The sequence below is a fragment of the Streptomyces sp. NPDC031426 genome, assembly GCF_055581585.1.
Map to the genome: position 1 here is coordinate 30,471 of NZ_JBVIJE010000038.1, position 18,525 is coordinate 48,995.

Here is an 18,525-nt window from a genome sequence, read left to right on the forward strand (position 1 = left end):
CCCGGCATGGCCGAGTGGGACATCCGAAAGCTGCAGATCCTGCGCACCCTGCGCGAGCGCGGCACCGTGACCGCGACGGCCGAGGCCCTGCACATGACCCCGTCCGCGGTGTCCCAGCAGCTCACCAACCTCGCCCGGCAGCTCGGCGTGCCCCTGCTGGAGGCGCGGGGCCGCCGGGTACGGCTCACCGACGCGGCCCGCCTGGTGCTGGCCCACACCGAGCCGGTCTTCGAGCAACTGGAGCGCACGGAGGCGGCGTTGGCGGCGTACGTCCAGGGGGAGGCGGGGGAGGTCCGGGTCGGCGCGTTCCCGACGTCCGTACCCGCCCTGGTCGTACCGGCCGTACGGGCCCTGCGGGACACGCACCCCGAAGTGACCGTCCGGGTGACGGAGGCGGAGGCCGCCGAGGCCTACGACCTCCTGACCGCCGGCGAGGTCGACCTCGCCCTGTCCCTCGCGGCCTCGGCCCCCAGCGCGGCGGACCCCCGCTTCACCCAGGTCCCCCTGCTGGCCGACCCCTTGGACGTGGCACTGCCCCCCGACCACCCGCTCGCCCGCGCGGACTCCCTGAACCTGACCGACCTCGCCGCCGACCCCTGGATCTTCGGCGGCAGCGGCCCCTGGTCCGACATCACCCGCCGCGCCTGCGAGGCGGCCGGCTTCAGCCCCCACCAGGGCCACTCCGCCTCCGGCTGGACCGCGATCCTCGCCATGGTGGAGGCGGGCATGGGAGTGGCCCTCGTCCCACGCATGGCCGCGGCCCGCCGCGACGGGGTGGTCATGCGCGACCTGGGGCCGGCCGGGCCTGTCCGGCACGTCACGGCGGCGGTGCGCAGGGGCGGGGAGACGGGGCGGGCGGTGGCCCGGGTGCTGGAGGCGCTGCGGGCGGTGGCCGCCGGCTGAAGGCCGGCCGGCGGGAAAAGGGCGCCCGGCACGGATGCCGGGCGCCCTCGTCAAAGGGTGGCTACTCGGCCGCCGCGTCCGCCGCCTGGGCCTTCAGCGCCCGCTCGACGCCCGAGCGGGACTCCGAGACGAGGCGGCGCAGGGCCGCGTTCGGCTCGGCCGCCGCCAGCCAGGCGTCGGTCTTGGCGAGGGTCGCCTCGGACACCTGGACCGCCGGGTACAGGCCGACGGCGATCTGCTGGGCGATCTCGTGCGAACGCGCGTCCCAGACGTCCTTGACGACCTCGAAGTACCGGTCCGCGTACGGCGCCAGCAGCTCGCGCTGGTCGGTCTGCACGAAGCCGCTGATCACGGCCTCCTGCACGGCGTTCGGCAGCTTGTCGGAGTCGACCACCGAGGCCCAGGCCTCGGCCTTGGCCTCCACCGTCGGGCGGGCGGCGCGAGCCGTCGCCGCGTGCCGCTCACCGGCGGCCGTCCTGTCCCGCTCGTACTCGGCCGCGATCTCCGCCTCGTCGAAGCGGCCGACCGCCGCAAGACGCTCCACGAACGCCCAGCGCAGCTCGGTGTCCACGGCCAGGCCCTCGACGGTCTGGGTGCCCTCCAGCAGGGCCTCCAAAAGGTCCAGCTGCTCGGGCGTGCGGGCCGTCGCCGCGAAGGCACGGGCCCAGGCCAGCTGGTGGTCGCCGCCCGGCTCCGCCGCCCGCAGGTGGGCCAGCGTGGCGTCGGTCCAGCGGGCCAGCAGGGCCTCGCGGGCGGCCGGGTCGGCGTACAGGTCGATCGCGAGCTTGACCTGGCGGTGCAGCGACTGCACGACACCGATGTCCGACTCCTTGGCGATGCCGGACAGGACCAGGGAGAGGTAGTCCCGGGTGGCCAGCTCCGCGTCCCGCGTCATGTCCCAGGCCGAGGCCCAGCACAGGGCGCGCGGCAGGGACTCCTGGAAGTCGCCGAGGTGCTCGGTGACCGTCCTCAGCGATTCCTCGTCGAGGCGGACCTTGGCGTACGACAGGTCGTCGTCGTTGAGCAGCACGACCGCCGGGCGGCGCCTGCCGGTCAGCTGCGGTACGGCCGTCAGCTCGCCGTCGACGTCCAGCTCGACGCGCTCGGTGCGCACCAGCTTGCCGGAGTCGGAGTCGAGGTCGTACAGGCCGATCGCGATGCGATGCGGGCGCAGCACCGGCTCGCCCTTGGCGCCGGCGGGCAGGGCCGGGGCCTCCTGGCGGACGGCGAAGGAGGTGATGACCCCGTCGGCGTCGGTGGCGATCTCCGGGCGGAGGATGTTGATGCCGGCCGTCTCCAGCCATTTCCGCGACCAGGTCTTCAGGTCGCGGCCGGAGGTCTCCTCCAGGGCGCCGAGCAGGTCGGACAGGCGGGTGTTGCCGAACGCGTGCCGCTTGAAGTAGGCCTGCACGCCCTTGAAGAACTCGTCCTGGCCGACGTACGCGACGAGCTGCTTGAGGACCGAGGCTCCCTTGGCGTACGTGATGCCGTCGAAGTTGACGAGCACGTCGTCCAGGTCGCGGATGTCCGCCATGATCGGGTGCGTGGACGGCAGCTGGTCCTGCCGGTACGCCCAGGTCTTCATCGAGTTGGCGAACGTGGTCCACGAGTGCGGCCAGCGCGAGCCGGGGGCGGCGGACTGGCAGGCGATGGAGGTGTAGGTGGCGAACGACTCGTTCAGCCACAGGTCGTTCCACCACTCCATGGTGACGAGGTCGCCGAACCACATGTGGGCCAGCTCGTGCAGGATCGTCTCCGCGCGGACCTCGTACGCCGCGTCGGTCACCTTGGACCGGAAGACGTACTGGTCACGGATGGTGACGGCGCCCGCGTTCTCCATCGCGCCCGCGTTGAACTCGGGCACGAACAGCTGGTCGTACTTCTCGAAGGGGTACGCGTAGTCGAACTTCTCCTGGAACCAGTCGAAGCCCTGTCGCGTGACCTCGAAGATCGCGTCCGAGTCGAGGAACTCGGCGAGCGAGGGCCGGCAGTAGATGCCGAGCGGCACGCTCTGCCCGTCCTTCTCGTACACGCTGTGGACGCTGTGGTACGGGCCGACGATGAGCGCGGTGATGTACGTGGAGATGCGCGGGGTCGGCTCGAAGACCCAGACGTTGTCCTGCGGCTCGGGCGTCGGCGAGTTGGAAATGACGGTCCAGCCCTCGGGCGCGCGCACGGTGAACTGGAAGGTGGCCTTCAGATCGGGCTGCTCGAAGGAGGCGAACACCCGGCGGGCGTCCGGCACCTCGAACTGGGTGTAGAGGTAGGCCTGCTCGTCGACCGGGTCGACGAAGCGGTGGAGGCCCTCGCCGGTGTTGGTGTAGGCGCAGTCCGCGACGACACGCAGGACGTTGCGCCCCTCCAGCAGCCCCGGCAGGGCGATCCGCGAGTCCTTGAAGACCTCGGCGGGGTCGAGCGCGTCGCCGTTCAGCATGACCTCGTGGACGGTCGGTGCCACCAGGTCGATGAAGGACTCGACGCCGCCGCGAGCGACGTCGAAGCGCACCGTGGTCACGGACCTGTAGGTACCGCCCTCCTGCGCGCCGGAGAGGTCGAGATCGATCTCGTACGAGTCAACGGTGAGCAGCTCGGCCCGCTGCTGCGCCTCTTCGCGAGTCAGGTTTGTGCCAGGCACGCGGTCATCTCCTCGTTATGTGTGGGTTGCGCCATCCTTCCATGCCGCCCACCGGGAAAGCGATGTCCGGTTCCCGCCGGTGGGCGGGGCGTCGCGGCGGGACGCTGGAGGCATGACGACGACGGACACGACGACACACACCGCACGTCCCATTCAGCCCCGGGTTCTCAAGGAGCTGCGGACCGCCGACGACGCCGGCCGCCCCCCGGCCCCCGTCACCGACGAGGAGGGCGGCGCCCCGCTGCGCTGCTGCCTGCGCCGCAGCGAGCCCGGCGAGCGGATCGCCCTGGTGTCGTACGCGCCGCTGCGCCGCTGGGCGGCCGAGACGGGCGCCGATCCCGGGGCGTACGACGAGCAGGGCCCGGTCTTCATCCACGCCGCCGACTGCCCGGGTCCGGCCGACCCGGCGGCCCTGCCCTTCACGAACGCCCACCGGGTGCTGCGCCGCTACTCGGCCGACGGCCGGATCCTGGGCGGCCGCCTGACGGACGCCGACTTCCCGTCCGCCCTCACCGAGGCCTTCGCCGACCCGGAGGTGGCGGTGGTGCACGTGCGGGCGGTGGAGTACGGGTGCTTTCTGTACGAGGTGCGACGGGGCTGAGGCTCCGGCTGCTACCGCCCGGTTCGACATCGACCGAGGGTGTCCCCGACCGTGCTCAGCGAGCGACCATCCCCCCGGTGACGTTGACGAAGGTGCCGGTGATGCCGGCCGCCTGGTCGGAGGCGAGGAAGACGGCGGTGGCGGCGACCTCGGCGAGGGTGGGGTTGCGGCGGGTCATGCGCATCGTCGCGAGGTTGTCGACGATGCCCTGGACGGCGGCCTCGTCGATCGCCGGGTTGACGGCGGACAGCTTCTCGACGGTGAACGTCTCGGGCACCCCGGCCGCCCACAGCCCCACGGCCCGTACCCCGCGCGGACCCAGCTCGATCGCCAGATTCCGGACGAGCGTGTCGATCGCGGCATCGGCCGGTCCCGTGCCGCCCATCATCGGACTGCCGTGCGCGGAACCGCTGTTGAGGGTGAGGATCACACCGGAGCCCTGCTCGGCCATGCGGCGGGCTGCGGCGCGGGCGGTGAGGAAGTTGACGCGGGTGCCGTTGATCACCGGCCGCAGGAAGTCGTCCACGGGCATCTCGGTGAGCGGGGCGCCCTGCACATCGCCGCGGCTGACGAGGTTGAAGGAGATGTCGATCCTGCCGACCCGGGCCGCGTGCTCCTCCACCGCCGCCTCGTCGAGGGCGTCCACGACGGCGACCTCGGCGTCCTTGAGGTCGGCGGCCGCCGCCTCCAGCGTCTCCCGGGTGCGGCCCACGAGGTGCACCCGGGCACCCTCGCGGGCGAAGGCGCGGGCCACCGCGGAACCGATCGAGCCGCCGGCGCCGTAGACGATCGCGGTCCTGTCGGTGAGCATCATGGTGAACTCCTTGGGAAGTGGTGTCCGTTTCACCGATGCAGACGTACGGCACCCCCGGCGCTCATCGCTCACAGCCGGAGCGGCAGTCCGAACGCCTCGAACAGATGCGGTTCGAAGGAGGTGATCTCCGCGACGCGGCCCGCGGCGTCGAAGCGGAGCACGTCCAGGACCTGGGCGCGGTAGACGTTCGTACCGGGGCGGCGGACGTAACCCCCGGCCGCGAGTTGCCCGTTGGCGTGGGCGGGCAGGTGGCGCCAGTGGCCGAGGAACATCGGCGACGCCGGGTCGAGGCTCGGGCGGAGGAAGGCGAGCAGCGCCTCGCGGCCGGTGAACCAGAACGGGTTGGGCGGCATCGTCAGCGTGACGTCCGCCGCCAGCAGCTCGGCCATCGCGTCGAAGTCGAGCCGCTCGGCGGCCGCCATGTACCGCTGGAGCGCGGCTCGCTGGTCGTCCGTCGGCGGGTCGGCCGTCCAGTCCGTACGACTCGCGGGCAGACATTCGCGCAGGGCCGGACGGGCGCGTTGCAGCGCGCTGTTGACCGAGGCCACGGAGGTGTCGAGGGCCTGCGCGGTCTCGGCGGCGGTGAGCCCGAGCAGGTCACGCAGGACGAGCGCGGCCCGCTGTCGGGCCGGCAGGTGCTGCAGCGCGGCCAGCAGGACCAGCTCGACGGTCTCGCGCGACTCCGCGGCGCTCTCCGGCAGCTCGTCGTCCGGGTACGGCTGGAGCCAGGTGATACGGGCCGGTGGCTCGCCGGGGCCGTGGTCCATGCCGGGCAGCGGCTCGTAAGCCTGCGGGCGGCGGGCGGTACGGCGCTGGAAGTCCAGGCAGGCGTTGGTCGCGATGCGGTACAGCCAGGTACGGGCGCTCGCCCGGCCCTGATAGCCGTCCCGGGCCCGCCAGGCCCGCAGGAACGTCTCCTGGACCAGGTCCTCGGCGTCGTCGTAGGAGCCGGTCATGCGGTAGCAGTGGGCGCGGATCTCCCGGCGGTGCGATTCGGTGAGCGCGGCGAAGGCGGTCTCGTCCAGGAGACCCGCGGCCTCCGTAACGGCGACCGGCGTGACGCGATCCCCTTCGGTTTCCGTAACGGCGACCGGGGTGACGGAAACCGTAGCGGCCTCGTGCGCGATCCGCGCGATGCGCCGCAGCCGGGCGACGGACGCGGAGAGTTCGGTGACCCCGGTGTAGAGCGCCGAGGCGGGCCTCGGCACCAGGTCCCGCGCTTGCCGCCCGACGGTGTCGAGCAGTTCCTCCAGACCGCCGTCCCCGCCACGCCGCTCCCGGTACGCCTTCTGCCGGCACGCCGCCGAGCAGTACACCGAGCTACGGCCCCGGCGCCCGGCCCGCGCCGGAAGGGAGCCGCCACAGGCCGCGCACGTGTCCACGCCCACCTCCCGCTCAGGACTCCGGGGCAGCGATCCTCGCGCACCGGCGCCGTCTCCACCAGCACCGCGACAACGGAAAGGGGCGGCCACACCACGGTGACCGCCCCGGTACGGCTGACCTACTTCGCGGACAGCTCCGCCGCCACCAGCTCGGCGATCTGGACCGCGTTCAGCGCGGCGCCCTTGCGGAGGTTGTCGTTGGAGATGAACAGGGCGAGGCCGTTGTCCACCGTCTCGTCACGGCGGATGCGGCCGACGTACGACGGGTCCTGGCCGGCCGCCTGCAGCGGGGTCGGGATGTCGGAGAGGGCGACGCCCGGGGCCCCGGCGAGCAGCTCGGTCGCGCGCTCCGGGGAGACCGGGCGGGCGAAGCGGGCGTTGACCTGGAGGGAGTGGCCGGAGAAGACGGGCACGCGGACGCAGGTGCCGGAGACCAGCAGGTCGGGGATCTCCAGGATCTTGCGGGACTCGTGGCGCAGCTTCTGCTCCTCGTCCGTCTCGTTCAGACCGTCGTCGACGATGTTGCCCGCCAGCGGCACCACGTTGAAGGCGATCGGCCGCTTGTAGACCTGCGGCTCGGGGAAGTCGACCGCCGCGCCGTCGTGGGTCAGCTTGTCGGCGTCCGCGACCACCTTCTGCGCCTGGCCGTGCAGCTCGGCGACGCCCGCGAGACCCGAGCCGGACACCGCCTGGTAGGTGGCGACGACCAGCGCCTGAAGGCCCGCCTCCTCGTGCAGCACCTTCAGCGCGGGCATCGCGGCCATCGTGGTGCAGTTCGGGTTGGCGATGATGCCCTTGGGGCGGTCGGCGACCGCGTGCGGGTTCACCTCGGAGACGACCAGGGGTACGTCCGGGTCCCGGCGCCAGGCGGACGAGTTGTCGATCACCACGGCGCCCTGGGAGGCGACCTTCTCGGCCAGCGCCTTGGAGGTCGCGCCGCCCGCGGAGAACAGCACGATGTCAAGGCCGGCGTAGTCGGCGGTCGCCGCGTCCTCCACCGTCACCCCGTCCAGCACGGTGCCGGCCGAGCGCGCCGAGGCGAACAGGCGCAGCTGGGTCACCGGGAAGTCGCGTTCCGTGAGGATCCTGCGCATGACCGTGCCGACCTGACCGGTGGCTCCGACGATTCCGACCCTCACAGTGACTCCCTCTTTGTGTCTCGTGCATGACCGGGGCTTTTCCATCATGCGGCCGACCCCGGTCCACCTGTCCAATTCTTTGCGCGGCGTGCCCGAGGAGTGGGACACGATCACCCGGCGGACGGTTCCGTACCTCCGTCGAACACCTCGCTGACCTGGAGAAATTCCCTCCGCCGGGCGCCCGGGCCGCAAGCTGTGCTGTCCCGTGCCTGCCCGTACGGTTTCCGGCCATACGGCGATGTGACGTACGCCTCTGCGGACCGCCGGAAACCGGTCCGAACGTTTGGGCCCGCTGCCGCGTCGTAGGGGCAAACGCGTGAGGGGGTGGCCTGTGCTGCGCGGAGGGGCGCGCCGCGATCCGGGGGCGTACGCCGCCGGTACGGACCGTACGGGCCGTGCCGGTGACGATCCGCTGGACGCGGCCCAGGAACGCCGGGTGCGGGCGGTGCTCGCGCTCGGCGGGGTGCCGCAGTCGGACCTGCCGGACGGGGTGCAGCAGGTCCGGCTGCGGCTGCTGGAGCGGACCGCGAGCGGGCGGGAGGCGCCGCGGGACGTGTCGGCGTGGGCGGCGGTGGTCGCCTCCAACCTCGCCATGGACTGGCACCGGGCCAAGCGGCGTCGGGACCGGCTGGGGGAGCGGCTGGCCGCGCTCCGCGAGCCCGCGCACCCCTCCGGCGAGGAGACCAGCCTGCTCTCCCTCGCCGTCGCCCAGGGCCTGGACGAACTGCCCGCCGCCCAGCGGCAGGTGGTCGTGCTGCGCTTCTTCGCCGACCTGCCCGTCCGGGCCATCGCCGAGGAGCTGGGCATCCCCGAGGGCACGGTCAAGAGCAGGCTGCACACGGCGGTCCGCGCCCTGCGCGCCCGTCTGCACGAGGACGAGGTGGTGTGACGTGACCGCCGGACACGAAAGCGCGGGGGAGTACGGCGGCATGGACGCGTTGATGGCCGCCGTCACCGGGGAACCGCTGACCGAGGAGGCCCTCCGGGACCCCGGCTTCCTCGCCGAACACCGGGCGGCCGAGGCTGATGTGGCGGTGCTGAAGGAGCAGCTGACCTGGCTGGCGGAGGCGCTGACCGGGGAGCGGGCGACGGAGATCGAGGCAGCGCCCGAAGGGAGTCCCCGGCCGGAGCCGCGGCCTCGCGGAGTCGTGCGACCGATGCGTGCCGGGCGCCGCCCCCCGCGGCCCGCGCGCCCCGGCCGGCCCTCCGGACCGCGCCGGGCCCTGCGGATCGCGTTCGGCTCGCTCGCCGGGGCGACCGCCTTCGCGGTGGTCGCCGGCTTGGGCTGGTTGGTGACGCACTCGGGTGCCTCGGACGGCAACAGCGCCACCTCCACGGCCAAGACCGCGGGCGATTCCGCGGCGAAGCACTCCGGGGACGGCGGGCGGCCCTCCGACCCCGAACTCGACCTGGCCTGCTCCAGGCTGGTCGTGGAGGGCACCGTGACCGCGGTGGAACCGCAGAAGCTGTCCCCGTGGAGCCGGATCACACTGACCGTGATCCGCTCCTACAAGCCCGCGTACCAGCCCCCGCACGGGCCGGCCCGGGTCGGCTTTCTGCTCGACGGCGGCGCGAAGCCGGCCCCGCGCACGGGCCAGCACGTCCTCGTCCAGGTCGGCACGGGACAGCAGAACGCGAGCCTGTGGGCCGTCGGCGACACCCGTGTCTCCGTCAACCGCGCCTGGATCACCGAGGCGCTGCCCAAGTCCCGGCACCTGACCTGCCCCGCCGAAGAGGCACCCACCGACAGGCCGTGAGGGGCGGGTGCCCGACCGGACACCCGCCCCTCAATCCAGCCGCTCCGTTACGGCGTGACCTTCTCGATCTTCACGCTGCCGGTGCCCGCGACCGTGCCGCGCGCGTTCACCAGCTGGACCCGGCCGAAGAACTCACGGCCGGCCGGGGCCTCGGCGGCGGCCGTGACCTGTCCGCCGACCGTGGCCGAGTCGTCCGTGCCGAGCTTGACCGGAGTCGAGCCGTCGACGCCGACGCTGCCGAGCGTGGGGGAGAAGAACACGTCCCGGTAGTCGTAGTCGGTCGCCTCCGACGGGACGGAGTAGCCGACGACCTTGATGGTGTACGTGCCGGCGGCCGGGGACGGGATGGACACCGCCTCCTCCGAGTCGCCGTCGGCGGACTGGGCGACCTGCTTGCCGCTCGCGTCGTACACCGTCAGGTCGAGGTCGGCCGCATGGTCCGAGACGCCCCCGATGGCGACGTCGAGCGAGGTGGCGCCGGCCGGGACGTCGACCGTGGTGGTCTGGGTCTCGCCCTGCTTGATGGCCGGGCGGGCCGTCTTGGCCGAGCCGAGCGGGCCGCCGACCAGCTTGCCGTCCAGGGCCGCGTACCGGTTGGTCACCTTCCAGGTGACGGCGGCCGGGCTGCCCGCCTTCGCCTCGGGCACGGTCACGGTCTCCGGGTCGAAGGCCGCGCCGAGGACGGAGACGTTCAGCGTGTACGGGTTGTCCAGCAACGGGGACGTACGGCGGGACTCCACCTCCACCTCCCAGACGCCCGGCTGTGGGTCGGCGTAGGAGCGCACGTCGGGCTTGCAGCCGTTGCCGTCCAGGTAGTTCGGGTAGCAGTACGGGGTGCCGGTGTTGTCGACCGGGACGCCGTACGGGTGGATGGCGATGAAACGGGTCTGGCTCTTGTCCTTCAGTCCGTTGATCGCCACCTCCAGCGACTTCGCGCCCTCGGGCACGGTCAGGAAGTACGACCGGGTGCTGTTGCGCTGCACCGAGTCCGTCGCGGTGTAGGTGTGGTGCACCGGGGTGGAGACCACGACGGTGGTGAGGATCTGCTTGTCGATCCCCTCCGTGAACGGGTCGTCGACGTCCAGTACGGCGCTCTTGATGCCCGCCGACCCCGGGGCCGCCTGCACCTTCACGGTCACCGGCTGGTTCAGCGGCAGCCGCACGAGGTCGCCGCCGAGGAGCCGGAACGTACCGCCGGCGTTGTTCTCGAAGCTCAGCTCGTGCCACACGGCCCGGTCCGGGCCGGAGGTGCGGGTGATGGTGACGTCGTACGTCTTCTTGTCGCCGGCCTTCAGACCGCCCTCGCGGTCGTACAGGCCGGTGCCGTAGCCCGGGTTCTCCAACGCCTGGTCGAGCGCGGTGTCGACGGGCGCCTTGACGGTGTAGTCGTGCGCGGAGGCGCCGTCCTTGACCGACTCCCAGGCGTCCACGATGTCGATCAGACCCGCGCCTTCCTCATAGGCCTGAACGCCCTTGATGTGATGGGCCGTTGACGTGAGCGCCGTACGCAGCCCGGCCGGCGTCAGGCCGATGCCCTTCTGCCTGGCGGCCGACAGCAGCAGCGCCGAAGCTCCCGTCGCCTGCGGGGAGGCCATCGAGGTGCCCTGGAGCATGGAGTAGCCGGCCGGCAGCGAGTAGCCAGCCTCGGCGACCGGCGAGCCGGGCAGCCAGGTCTGGGTCGAGTTGATCGCGGCGCCGGGCGCGACCAGCGTCGGGGTGAAGCCGCCGTCCTCACGCGGGCCGCGCGAGGAGAACGGCATCATCTGGTACTTCTTCTCCACGGCCGAGCCGTAGTTCGCGGCCCAGGTCTCCTTGGAGATGGCCGCGCCGACCGAGATCACCTTGTCGGCCAGACCCGGGTCACCGATCGTGTTGGCGCCGGGCCCGGAGTTGCCCGCGGAGATCACGAGCTGGACGCCGTAGGTGTCGATGAGCCGGGTGTAGAGCTCGGCGCGCGCGTTGTTGCCGTCGTTCAGCGCAGGCAGGCCGCCGATCGACATGTTGACGATGTCGACACCGCGGTTCGCGACGAGGTCGATCATGCCCTCGGTGAGGGCCACGTTGGTGCAGCCGCCGGTCCAGGTGCAGGCGCGGGAGGAGACGATCTTCGCGCCGGGGGCCGCGCCGTTCATCGCGCCGCCGAACAGGCCGTTCGCGGCGGTGATGCCGGCGACGTGCGTGCCGTGCTCGGACTCGATGACCCCGACGTTGACGAAGTCCGCCTTCTTGCCGACCCAGGACCCGCCGTACGGGTCCATCGGCACGTCCTTGCGGATCTGCACGACGAACGGCACCCGCTCGGCGACGTCGGTCTTCGGGTCGTCGGTGCCGAAGTACCCGATCTGGTAGCCGTCCTTGTACGGCTTCATCGGGGTGTCGTCGGTGAAGTCGTGGTCGTTGTCGAGGTCGACGGTGACCGTGCCGGCCGCCGGGTCGTACAGCACGCCCCAGCTGTCGGTGGTGTCGCCGTCCCGGTTCAGGTCGCCCTTCTCGTCGCCGCCGGTGGTGGCGGACTCCTTGAAGGTGCTGATCTCGTAGGAGCCCGAGGGCGCCGTCCAGCTCGCACCGCCGTAGGAGAAGCCCGGCCCGGAGACGGCGGTGATCATCGGCCGCCAGGTGGCGTCGCCGTCCACGATCGGGTCGGTCGAGGTCACCCAGTCGACGATCTTCCGCTCGCCGGTGGTGGTCTTCTGCAGTGCCGGGTGGCCCAGGTCGACGCCGGAGTCGAGGATGCCGATGGTGATGCCCCGGCCGTCCCACTTCGGGTGGTCCTGGACGAAGTCGACGGCGCCGGTCTCGAAGGAGGGGTTGTACGGGTTCTTCGCCGGGGTGTTCTTGCCGGGACCGGGATAAGTGCCGGTGACCGAAGCGGTGTTGGTGCCGTTCGGCGCCGGGTCGTCGAGCGGGATCTCCTGCTTGAGGTCGATGGCGTGCACCGAGGAGAGCTTGGCGGCGGCCCTGATCGCGGCGTCCGCCCGGTCCGTCGGCACGGTGGCGCGGACGTAACCGAGCTTGTCGTAGGTACGGCCCACCGAGCCGCCCTTGACCGCGTCCAGCTCCTCGGCGACCTGCTCGGTCTGTCCCGGGGCGGTCGCGATCATCATCGTGACGTTCTTGGCACCGTCGGCCTTGGCGTCGGCGAGCAGCTCGGCGTCGTCCGAACCGAGCTTGTCGTGGGCGGACTTGACGCCGGAGTCGACGGCCGGGATGGGCGGAGCGTCCGCGGCGAGGGCCAGGGGTATCGGCCCGGCCGCGGACAGGGCGGCCACCACGCCCACGGCCACGGCCATGCGGGCCAGGCGTCTCGGACCGGGTATGGGATCACGCTCGGGCGTGTGGGTCATCGGCATCCCTCAGGTAAAGGAATTGAGCGGACGAGAGCGCTCAGCTTTACCCAAGGGGCAGTCCTTTGGGGATCATTGACCGAATCGATATCGACGTATGGGGAAAACCCGCGATGTCTATGCGGCTGTTCGCCCCGTATGGCCGGTGATGCCGTCAGTTTTCCTTCAAGCGCGCGTAATGCCGGGACGCCTTCGCGCGGTTGCCGCACGCGGCCATCGAGCACCAGCGGCGGGTGCCGTTCCGGGACGTGTCGAGGAAGTGCAGGATGCAACTGCCGCCGGCGCAGGTCCGGATGCGCTCCGGGGCCCGGGTGATCAGGTCCAGATAGCTGCGGGCGGCGAGCCAGGCCGGCCCCCATGACGGATCGGCGAACTCCGCTTCCTCGGCGGGGCCGTCGACGGTCAGCCGGGCCCGGATCCGTCCGTGCGCCAGTACGGCGTCCACGAGCGGCGCGGCCTGCGCCGGTGTCCCGTCGACCGCGGCCTTGAGCGCCTCGCGCGCCTCGCGCAGATGCTCCAGCACTTCCGGGTCGGCCGCGTGGTCCCCGGCCAGCCCGTTGCTCGCCAGCCACACCGCCAGGCCGTCGGTGCCGTCGAGCAGGTCCTGGGTCACGCCTTCCCGGTTCCACCGGGTGTTGAGCAGGTCGAGCGCGAGGGGCTCGCCGGTGAGCGGGCGGGGGTCGCGGGCGATGGACATCGGGCACTCCTTCTCATCTAACCACTCAAGGGTACGTGAACGGTTGACCGATCCATCTCTAACTGTCTAATCTCAATAACAACGGTTAGACATCTCGAAGGGAAGAGCCATGGCCCCGCGCATCGCGCACACCGGTCTGAACGTCACCGACCTCGACCGCTCGCTGGCCTTCTACCGCGACCTCCTCGGCTTCGCCCTGCTCGCCGAGGGCAAGGAGGACGACCAGCGCTGGGCGATGCTGGGGGAGGCCGGCGGCGCCCCGCTCGTCACCCTCTGGCAGCAGGCGCAGGGGTCGTACGACGGCGCCCGCCCCGGGCTGCACCACCTCGCCTTCACGGCCGACTCCATCGACCGCGTCCGGGAGTACGAGACCGCGCTGCGGGCCGCCGGAGCGGACTTCGCCTACGACGGCGTGGTCGCCCACCGCGAGGGCGGCACCTCCGGCGGGATCTTCTTCCACGACCCGGACGGCATCCGCCTGGAGATCGCCGCCCCCCTCGGCCCCGACGGCGCCCCGGCGCCCCACTCGGACGCCCCGACCTGCGGTTTCTTCTAGCCATGGGCACCTATCACGCGGGCTCGCTCGCCGTGCAGGAACTGCTGGGCGTCCGCGACCGCGCCGACCACGTGGGCCGCTCCCTCGGCCAGGACATCAAGCCGATCGCGGCGGCCTTCCTGGAACTCCAGCCCCTGCTGGTGGTGGGAGCGGCGGACCCGGGGACGGGACGGGTGTGGGCGTCGGCGCTCACGGGGACACCGGGTTTCGTCCGGGCGACGGGCCCGAGGCAGATGTCGGTTGTGACTGGAACCGGGCAAGGATCTGACGGGGGGACGGGCAGCCGGCCTGAAGGGGCGCGGGGAACTGCGCGAGCAACCAACGACGACCCGCACCCGCACAACGACATCAGCGACCCACTCACCGCGGCGCTGAAAAGCCAGGGCACCCATATCGGAACCATCGCCCTGGACCCCCGCACCCGCCGCCGCATGCGCCTCAACGGCCGGCTGCGACCGACCGTCCGCGGGTTCGCCGTCCAGGCCGACCAGGTGTTCTCCAACTGCCCCAAGTACATCCAGCGCAGGAACTCCTACGAGACACTCGCCGACCGCACCCCGGGCAGCCCTCACAGGCTGACCGAACTCGACCCGCGAGCAACGGAGTTCATCGGCTCGGCCGACACCTTCTTCATGGCCACCGCACACCCCGGCGGAGCCGACGTCAGCCACCGCGGCGGCAATCCCGGTTTCGTCCAGGTCACCTCGCCGCACCGGCTGACCTGGCCGGACTACCCCGGCAACGCCATGTTCCTCACCCTCGGCAATCTGCGCGGCAACCCCCGCGCCGGACTGCTCTTCCTCGACTGGACCACCGGCACCACCCTCCAGCTCACCGGCGAGGCGCACACCGAGTTCACGGCGGCCGGCGAGCGCAAGGTCCGCTTCACCCTCACCGAGGCCCTGTGGACCCCGGCCGCCCTGCCGCTGCGCTGGTCCGCCCCCGAATATTCACCGGCGAACCCGGACGTTCCGGGCTAACGTCCAAGGAATGCGACGGAACTTGAGGGTGGCGGCCTACGCCGTGTGCGTCCGTGACGGACAGATCCTCCTGGCCCGCTCACCCGGGCCCGGCGGAGTCCCCGAGTGGGTGCTGCCAGGTGGCGGCATGGAGCACGGCGAGGACCCGTACGACACCGTCCGCCGCGAGGTCATGGAGGAGACCGGTTACCGCATCCAGGTGACCGGTCTCCTCGGCGTGGACTCGTTCCGGCCGGCCCTGGCCCGGCGCCGCCACCGTCGTCGTACCGACCACCACGCCCTGCGTCTCGTGTACGAAGGAGAGGTCGTCGGCGGTGAACTCCGCTACGAGATCGGCGGCTCCACCGATTTCGCCGCGTGGCGGGACCTCTCGGTCGTACCGGACCTGAACCGGGTGCCCCTGGTCGACCGCGCGCTGCGGCTCTGGCGGGAACGCCCCGCGAACGGTCGTCTCACCGCCGAGACCCCTCCCGTACCCCAGGAGATGAACGAGGAGTGACCGCACCCCGGCGACCCGCAATCCACCCCATGGCCGCGACCGGTACCCCGTGATCCACGTCCGGTGATCGGCGCTGCGCGTTGCCGCCGCGTTCACGCGCAGGTCACCGCCGGTGCCAACGATCCAGAGCGAGCGCGCTGTTCGCGCGAGCGACGACCCGCGACCACTGCCGACGCGTTCGCACTCGGGGAGATCGCGCCAATGTCGCGCATACGCTCTGTCGCCGCCTCCGCCCTGGAGGTCAACCGCCGTACCGTCCTCGCCGCCGCCGGAGCGGTCTCGCTCTCCGCGGGCGTCGGCTACGTCCTCCGCCCCGCCGACAGCCAGGCCGCCACCACCGAGGCACCGGTCGCGCAGTCCCGGCAGGCCGCCGCGGCGGCCGCGCTCGCCCCCTACACCAAGGGCACGACCCTCGCTTCCGTGGCCGCACCCCGGAACAGCTCCGGCTACCGGCGGCTCGGCGACGGCCCGGGCTGGGGCCGGGTGGTGCGCGGCGAGCTGGCCGCGCCCAAGTCGGGCCGGGCGGGCCGCCGTACCGCTCTCGCCGCGTTCGTGCAGTTCACCGACCTGCATCTGCAGGACGTCCAGCACCCGCTGCGCCTCGAGTACATGCGCTCCCGCGACGTGCACTCCTGGCGTCCGCACGAGGCGCTCACCGTGCCCGGCGCCGTCTCGCTCGTCGAGCGGGTCAACGCCCTCAGGGGCGCCCCCGTCACCGGCGCCCCGCTCCACTTCGTCATGACCACCGGCGACAACACCGACAACAACGCCCACTCCGAACTGGAGTGGTTCATGAAGGTGATGAGCGGAGGCCGGATCACCCCCAACTCCGGTGACCCCAAGCACTACGAGGGTGTGCAGAGCAGCGGTCTGAAGCTGTACTGGCAGCCCGACTCGGCCCTCCGCGACGGCGACAAGGCGCTCGGCTTCCCGCAGCTCAAGGGCTTCCTGGCCGCCGCGATCCGCGAGGTGCGCAGCCCCGGCCTGAAGCTGCCCTGGTACTCCACCGTCGGCAACCACGACGCCCTCCCGCTCGGCTGCTACGGCTCCCACGGCGACCCCTACCTCGCCGAGGCGGCCATCGCCGGCAAGAAGCTGTTCAGCGTCTCCGCCGCCGACGCCCACAAGCTCCAGGACGCCATCAAGTACGCCAAGGACCCCAAGGGCACCGGCTACCGGGACTTCCTCAAGGCGCACGCCCGCTCGATGCGTTCGGTCACGCCGGACGAGAAGCGCGCCCCCTACACCCAGGCCGACTACCTCAAGGCCCACCTCGACCCCGCCCACCAGGGCCTCGGCCCGGTCGGGCACGGCTACTCCTCGGCGAACCTCGACGCGGGCACGCAGTACTACGCCTTCCGCATCTCCGACGACGTCATCGGCATCAGCCTCGACACCACCGACGCCGGCGGCCACTACGAGGGCTCCATCGGCACCGCCCAGCTGAACTGGCTGGACAGGACGCTGAAGGACAACAGGGACTCCTACGCCGTCCTCTTCAGCCACCACACCAGCAAGACCATGGACAACACCCGCCCCGACCCGGCCCGCCCCGGCGAGAGGCGGCACAGCGGCGCCGAGGTGATCTCGGTCCTGTCCGCCCACGCCAACGTGCTGGCCTGGGTGAACGGCCACATCCACAAGAACGTCATCACCCCGCACCAGGCCTCCGGCGGCCGCTCCTTCTGGGAGATCTCCACCGCCTCCCACGTCGACTACCCCCACCTGGCCCGCATCATCGAGCTGGTGGACAACAAGGACGGCACGATCTCCGTGTTCACCACCCTGATCGAGTCCGCCGCCCCGCACCGCACCGACTTCGCCGACCTCTCCCAGACCGGCCTCGCCGCCCTCTACCGCGAGCTGGCCTTCAACGCCCCCGGCGCCAACAAGGCCCTCGCGGGCAGCGCGGCCGACCGGAACGCCGAGCTGGTGCTGAAAAAGGGCTGAAAGACAGTCAACTGGCCGAGCGGCAGGCAACCTTCGGGCATCCGGCACCGGTTTCTTCCCCCGACCGCACTGACATCACAGGTTGGGGGAAGACATGCGTGTACGCACGACCCTGGTGGGCGCCACCGCCCTGCTGCTCGCCGGAGCCCTGGCGGCGCCTGCCGTCGCGGCCACCGGCGGCCGGCCCGAGGGCGGGCACACCGTCACGCGCAAGGCCGTCGAGGCGCTGGTCGCGGCCGGTGTGCCCGGGGTGACCGCCACCGCGGAGGACAGCCACGGCACCTGGTCCACCACCGCCGGCGTGGGCGACCTCGGCACCGGCAGGCCGCGCTCCACCGCCGACCGCTACCGCGTCGGCAGCATCACCAAGACCTTCGTCGCCACCGTCCTGCTCCAGCTGGAGGCGGAGGGCCGGCTGTCGCTGGACGACACGGTGGAGAAGTGGCTGCCGGGCGTCGTCCGCGGGCACGGTCACGACGGCCGGCACATCACCGTACGGCAGCTGCTCAACCACACCAGCGGCATCTACAACTACACCGAGGACGCGGGCTTCGACCGCGCCTACTTCACCGAGGACGGCTTCCGCCGGCACCGCTACGACACCCTCGCCCCGCGCGAGCTGGTGGCCGTCGCCATGCGCCACAGGCCGGACTTCGCGCCGGGCACCTCCTGGCACTACTCCAACACCAACTACGTCGTGGCCGGCATGGTGATCGAGAAGGTGACGGGACACGCGTACGCCACCGAGATCACCCGGCGCATCATCGGCCCGCTGCACCTGAGGGCCACCTCGCTGCCGGGTACGACGGTCACCGTCCCGCACCCGAGCAGCCGCTCTTACTCGAAATTCACCGACCCGAAGGGTCCGGTGTACGACGTGACGGCCCTCAATCCGTCCCTGGCCTCCGCGGCCGGTGAAATGATCTCGAATTCCGCCGATCTCGACCGCTTCTACGGCGCCCTGCTCGGCGGGAAGATCCTTCCGCCGCACCAGCTGAAGGAAATGAAGACCACGGTCGAGATCAAGGACTCCGCTTACCCGGGACGCTATGGCCTCGGCCTCATGGAAACCCCGCTGAGCTGCGGTGTTCAGGTGTGGGGCCATGACGGCGGCATCCACGGCTCGGTATCGATGGCGATCACGACCGAGGACGGCCGGCATTCCCTCGCCCTCAATTCCAACGGGGACTGGGCCGGCGACGGGCGCGCGGTCGCCGAAGGGGAATTCTGTTAGTCACCGTTTCATCGACGTCATTCCGTGTTAACGC

Annotated in this window: 15 protein-coding genes; 9 read left to right on the forward strand and 6 right to left on the reverse strand. The window is 71.7% G+C overall.

What is annotated here, in order from left to right:
• Window positions 1–6 precede the first annotated feature (6 nt).
• Window positions 7–903 (forward strand): LysR family transcriptional regulator, encoded by an 897-nt coding sequence (locus ACZ5NH_RS41000; protein ID WP_468782931.1) that lies wholly within the window; start codon window positions 7–9, stop codon window positions 901–903.
• A gap of 61 nt (window positions 904–964) precedes the next feature.
• Here ACZ5NH_RS41000 and pepN read toward each other — a convergent pair whose 3' ends face one another.
• Window positions 965–3,538: an aminopeptidase N gene (pepN, locus tag ACZ5NH_RS41005; protein ID WP_388634622.1), complete on the reverse strand. Its 2,574-nt coding sequence runs from the start codon at window positions 3,536–3,538 to the stop codon at window positions 965–967.
• 112 nt (window positions 3,539–3,650) lie between these two features.
• Between pepN and ACZ5NH_RS41010 the strand changes: the two genes are divergently transcribed.
• Window positions 3,651–4,139, forward strand: coding sequence for a DUF1203 domain-containing protein (locus ACZ5NH_RS41010; RefSeq protein WP_468782933.1), 489 nt, complete (start codon window positions 3,651–3,653; stop codon window positions 4,137–4,139).
• Between the two features lie 55 nt (window positions 4,140–4,194).
• Here ACZ5NH_RS41010 and ACZ5NH_RS41015 read toward each other — a convergent pair whose 3' ends face one another.
• The 3 genes from ACZ5NH_RS41015 to ACZ5NH_RS41025 form a co-directional block, all read right to left on the reverse strand.
• The gene (locus ACZ5NH_RS41015; protein ID WP_468782935.1) at window positions 4,195–4,953 is read right to left on the reverse strand and encodes an SDR family NAD(P)-dependent oxidoreductase; all 759 of its coding nucleotides are present in this window, start codon (window positions 4,951–4,953) and stop codon (window positions 4,195–4,197) included.
• A gap of 68 nt (window positions 4,954–5,021) precedes the next feature.
• On the reverse strand, window positions 5,022–6,341 hold the full coding sequence (locus ACZ5NH_RS41020) for an RNA polymerase subunit sigma-70 (protein WP_468782937.1): 1,320 nt from the start codon (window positions 6,339–6,341) through the stop codon (window positions 5,022–5,024).
• Between the two features lie 113 nt (window positions 6,342–6,454).
• Window positions 6,455–7,474 (reverse strand): aspartate-semialdehyde dehydrogenase, encoded by a 1,020-nt coding sequence (locus ACZ5NH_RS41025; protein WP_468782939.1) that lies wholly within the window; start codon window positions 7,472–7,474, stop codon window positions 6,455–6,457.
• A 331-nt stretch (window positions 7,475–7,805) separates the two neighbouring features.
• Here ACZ5NH_RS41025 and ACZ5NH_RS41030 point away from each other — a divergent pair, with 331 nt between their 5' ends.
• Window positions 7,806–8,363, forward strand: a complete 558-nt coding sequence (locus tag ACZ5NH_RS41030) for a sigma-70 family RNA polymerase sigma factor (protein ID WP_388634762.1) — start codon at window positions 7,806–7,808, stop codon at window positions 8,361–8,363.
• Window position 8,364: 1 nt separating this feature from the next.
• Complete coding sequence (locus ACZ5NH_RS41035; protein WP_468782941.1) at window positions 8,365–9,231, forward strand: hypothetical protein; 867 nt, start codon at window positions 8,365–8,367, stop codon at window positions 9,229–9,231.
• Between the two features lie 47 nt (window positions 9,232–9,278).
• Here ACZ5NH_RS41035 and ACZ5NH_RS41040 read toward each other — a convergent pair whose 3' ends face one another.
• Together ACZ5NH_RS41040 and ACZ5NH_RS41045 are read right to left on the reverse strand one after the other, a co-directional pair.
• Window positions 9,279–12,575: a S8 family serine peptidase gene (locus ACZ5NH_RS41040; RefSeq protein WP_468782943.1), complete on the reverse strand. Its 3,297-nt coding sequence runs from the start codon at window positions 12,573–12,575 to the stop codon at window positions 9,279–9,281.
• Window positions 12,576–12,729: 154 nt separating this feature from the next.
• A complete protein-coding gene (locus ACZ5NH_RS41045) occupies window positions 12,730–13,272 on the reverse strand; it encodes a CGNR zinc finger domain-containing protein (RefSeq protein WP_468782945.1) in 543 nt (180 codons plus the stop codon).
• A gap of 109 nt (window positions 13,273–13,381) precedes the next feature.
• Here ACZ5NH_RS41045 and ACZ5NH_RS41050 point away from each other — a divergent pair, with 109 nt between their 5' ends.
• The 5 genes from ACZ5NH_RS41050 (at window position 13,382) to ACZ5NH_RS41070 (ending at window position 18,491) form a co-directional block, all read left to right on the forward strand.
• Window positions 13,382–13,828 carry a VOC family protein gene (locus ACZ5NH_RS41050; RefSeq protein WP_468782947.1) on the forward strand — a complete coding sequence of 149 codons (447 nt, stop codon included), beginning with the start codon at window positions 13,382–13,384 and terminating at the stop codon, window positions 13,826–13,828.
• A gap of 2 nt (window positions 13,829–13,830) precedes the next feature.
• The gene (locus ACZ5NH_RS41055; protein ID WP_468782949.1) at window positions 13,831–14,808 is read left to right on the forward strand and encodes a pyridoxamine 5'-phosphate oxidase family protein; all 978 of its coding nucleotides are present in this window, start codon (window positions 13,831–13,833) and stop codon (window positions 14,806–14,808) included.
• A gap of 10 nt (window positions 14,809–14,818) precedes the next feature.
• On the forward strand, window positions 14,819–15,307 hold the full coding sequence (locus ACZ5NH_RS41060; RefSeq protein ID WP_388634602.1) for an NUDIX hydrolase: 489 nt from the start codon (window positions 14,819–14,821) through the stop codon (window positions 15,305–15,307).
• A 201-nt stretch (window positions 15,308–15,508) separates the two neighbouring features.
• On the forward strand, window positions 15,509–17,257 hold the full coding sequence (locus ACZ5NH_RS41065; RefSeq protein WP_468782952.1) for a TIGR03767 family metallophosphoesterase: 1,749 nt from the start codon (window positions 15,509–15,511) through the stop codon (window positions 17,255–17,257).
• A 94-nt stretch (window positions 17,258–17,351) separates the two neighbouring features.
• Window positions 17,352–18,491 carry a serine hydrolase domain-containing protein gene (locus tag ACZ5NH_RS41070; protein WP_468782954.1) on the forward strand — a complete coding sequence of 380 codons (1,140 nt, stop codon included), beginning with the start codon at window positions 17,352–17,354 and terminating at the stop codon, window positions 18,489–18,491.
• The last annotated feature ends 34 nt before the right edge of the window (window positions 18,492–18,525 follow it).

Excerpts from the sequence above, each read along its gene's own strand:
- ACZ5NH_RS41015 (WP_468782935.1), bottom strand. The coding sequence starts at position 4,953 with ATGATGCTCACCGACAGGACCGCGATCGTCTACGGCGCCGGCGGCTCG.
- ACZ5NH_RS41065 (WP_468782952.1), top strand. The coding sequence starts at position 15,509 with ATGTCGCGCATACGCTCTGTCGCCGCCTCCGCCCTGGAGGTCAACCGC.
- ACZ5NH_RS41000 (WP_468782931.1), top strand. The coding sequence starts at position 7 with ATGGCCGAGTGGGACATCCGAAAGCTGCAGATCCTGCGCACCCTGCGC.
- ACZ5NH_RS41055 (WP_468782949.1), top strand. The coding sequence starts at position 13,831 with ATGGGCACCTATCACGCGGGCTCGCTCGCCGTGCAGGAACTGCTGGGC.
- ACZ5NH_RS41050 (WP_468782947.1), top strand. The coding sequence starts at position 13,382 with ATGGCCCCGCGCATCGCGCACACCGGTCTGAACGTCACCGACCTCGAC.
- ACZ5NH_RS41040 (WP_468782943.1), bottom strand. The coding sequence starts at position 12,575 with ATGACCCACACGCCCGAGCGTGATCCCATACCCGGTCCGAGACGCCTG.
- ACZ5NH_RS41070 (WP_468782954.1), top strand. The coding sequence starts at position 17,352 with ATGCGTGTACGCACGACCCTGGTGGGCGCCACCGCCCTGCTGCTCGCC.
- ACZ5NH_RS41045 (WP_468782945.1), bottom strand. The coding sequence starts at position 13,272 with ATGTCCATCGCCCGCGACCCCCGCCCGCTCACCGGCGAGCCCCTCGCG.
- ACZ5NH_RS41010 (WP_468782933.1), top strand. The coding sequence starts at position 3,651 with ATGACGACGACGGACACGACGACACACACCGCACGTCCCATTCAGCCC.
- ACZ5NH_RS41060 (WP_388634602.1), top strand. The coding sequence starts at position 14,819 with ATGCGACGGAACTTGAGGGTGGCGGCCTACGCCGTGTGCGTCCGTGAC.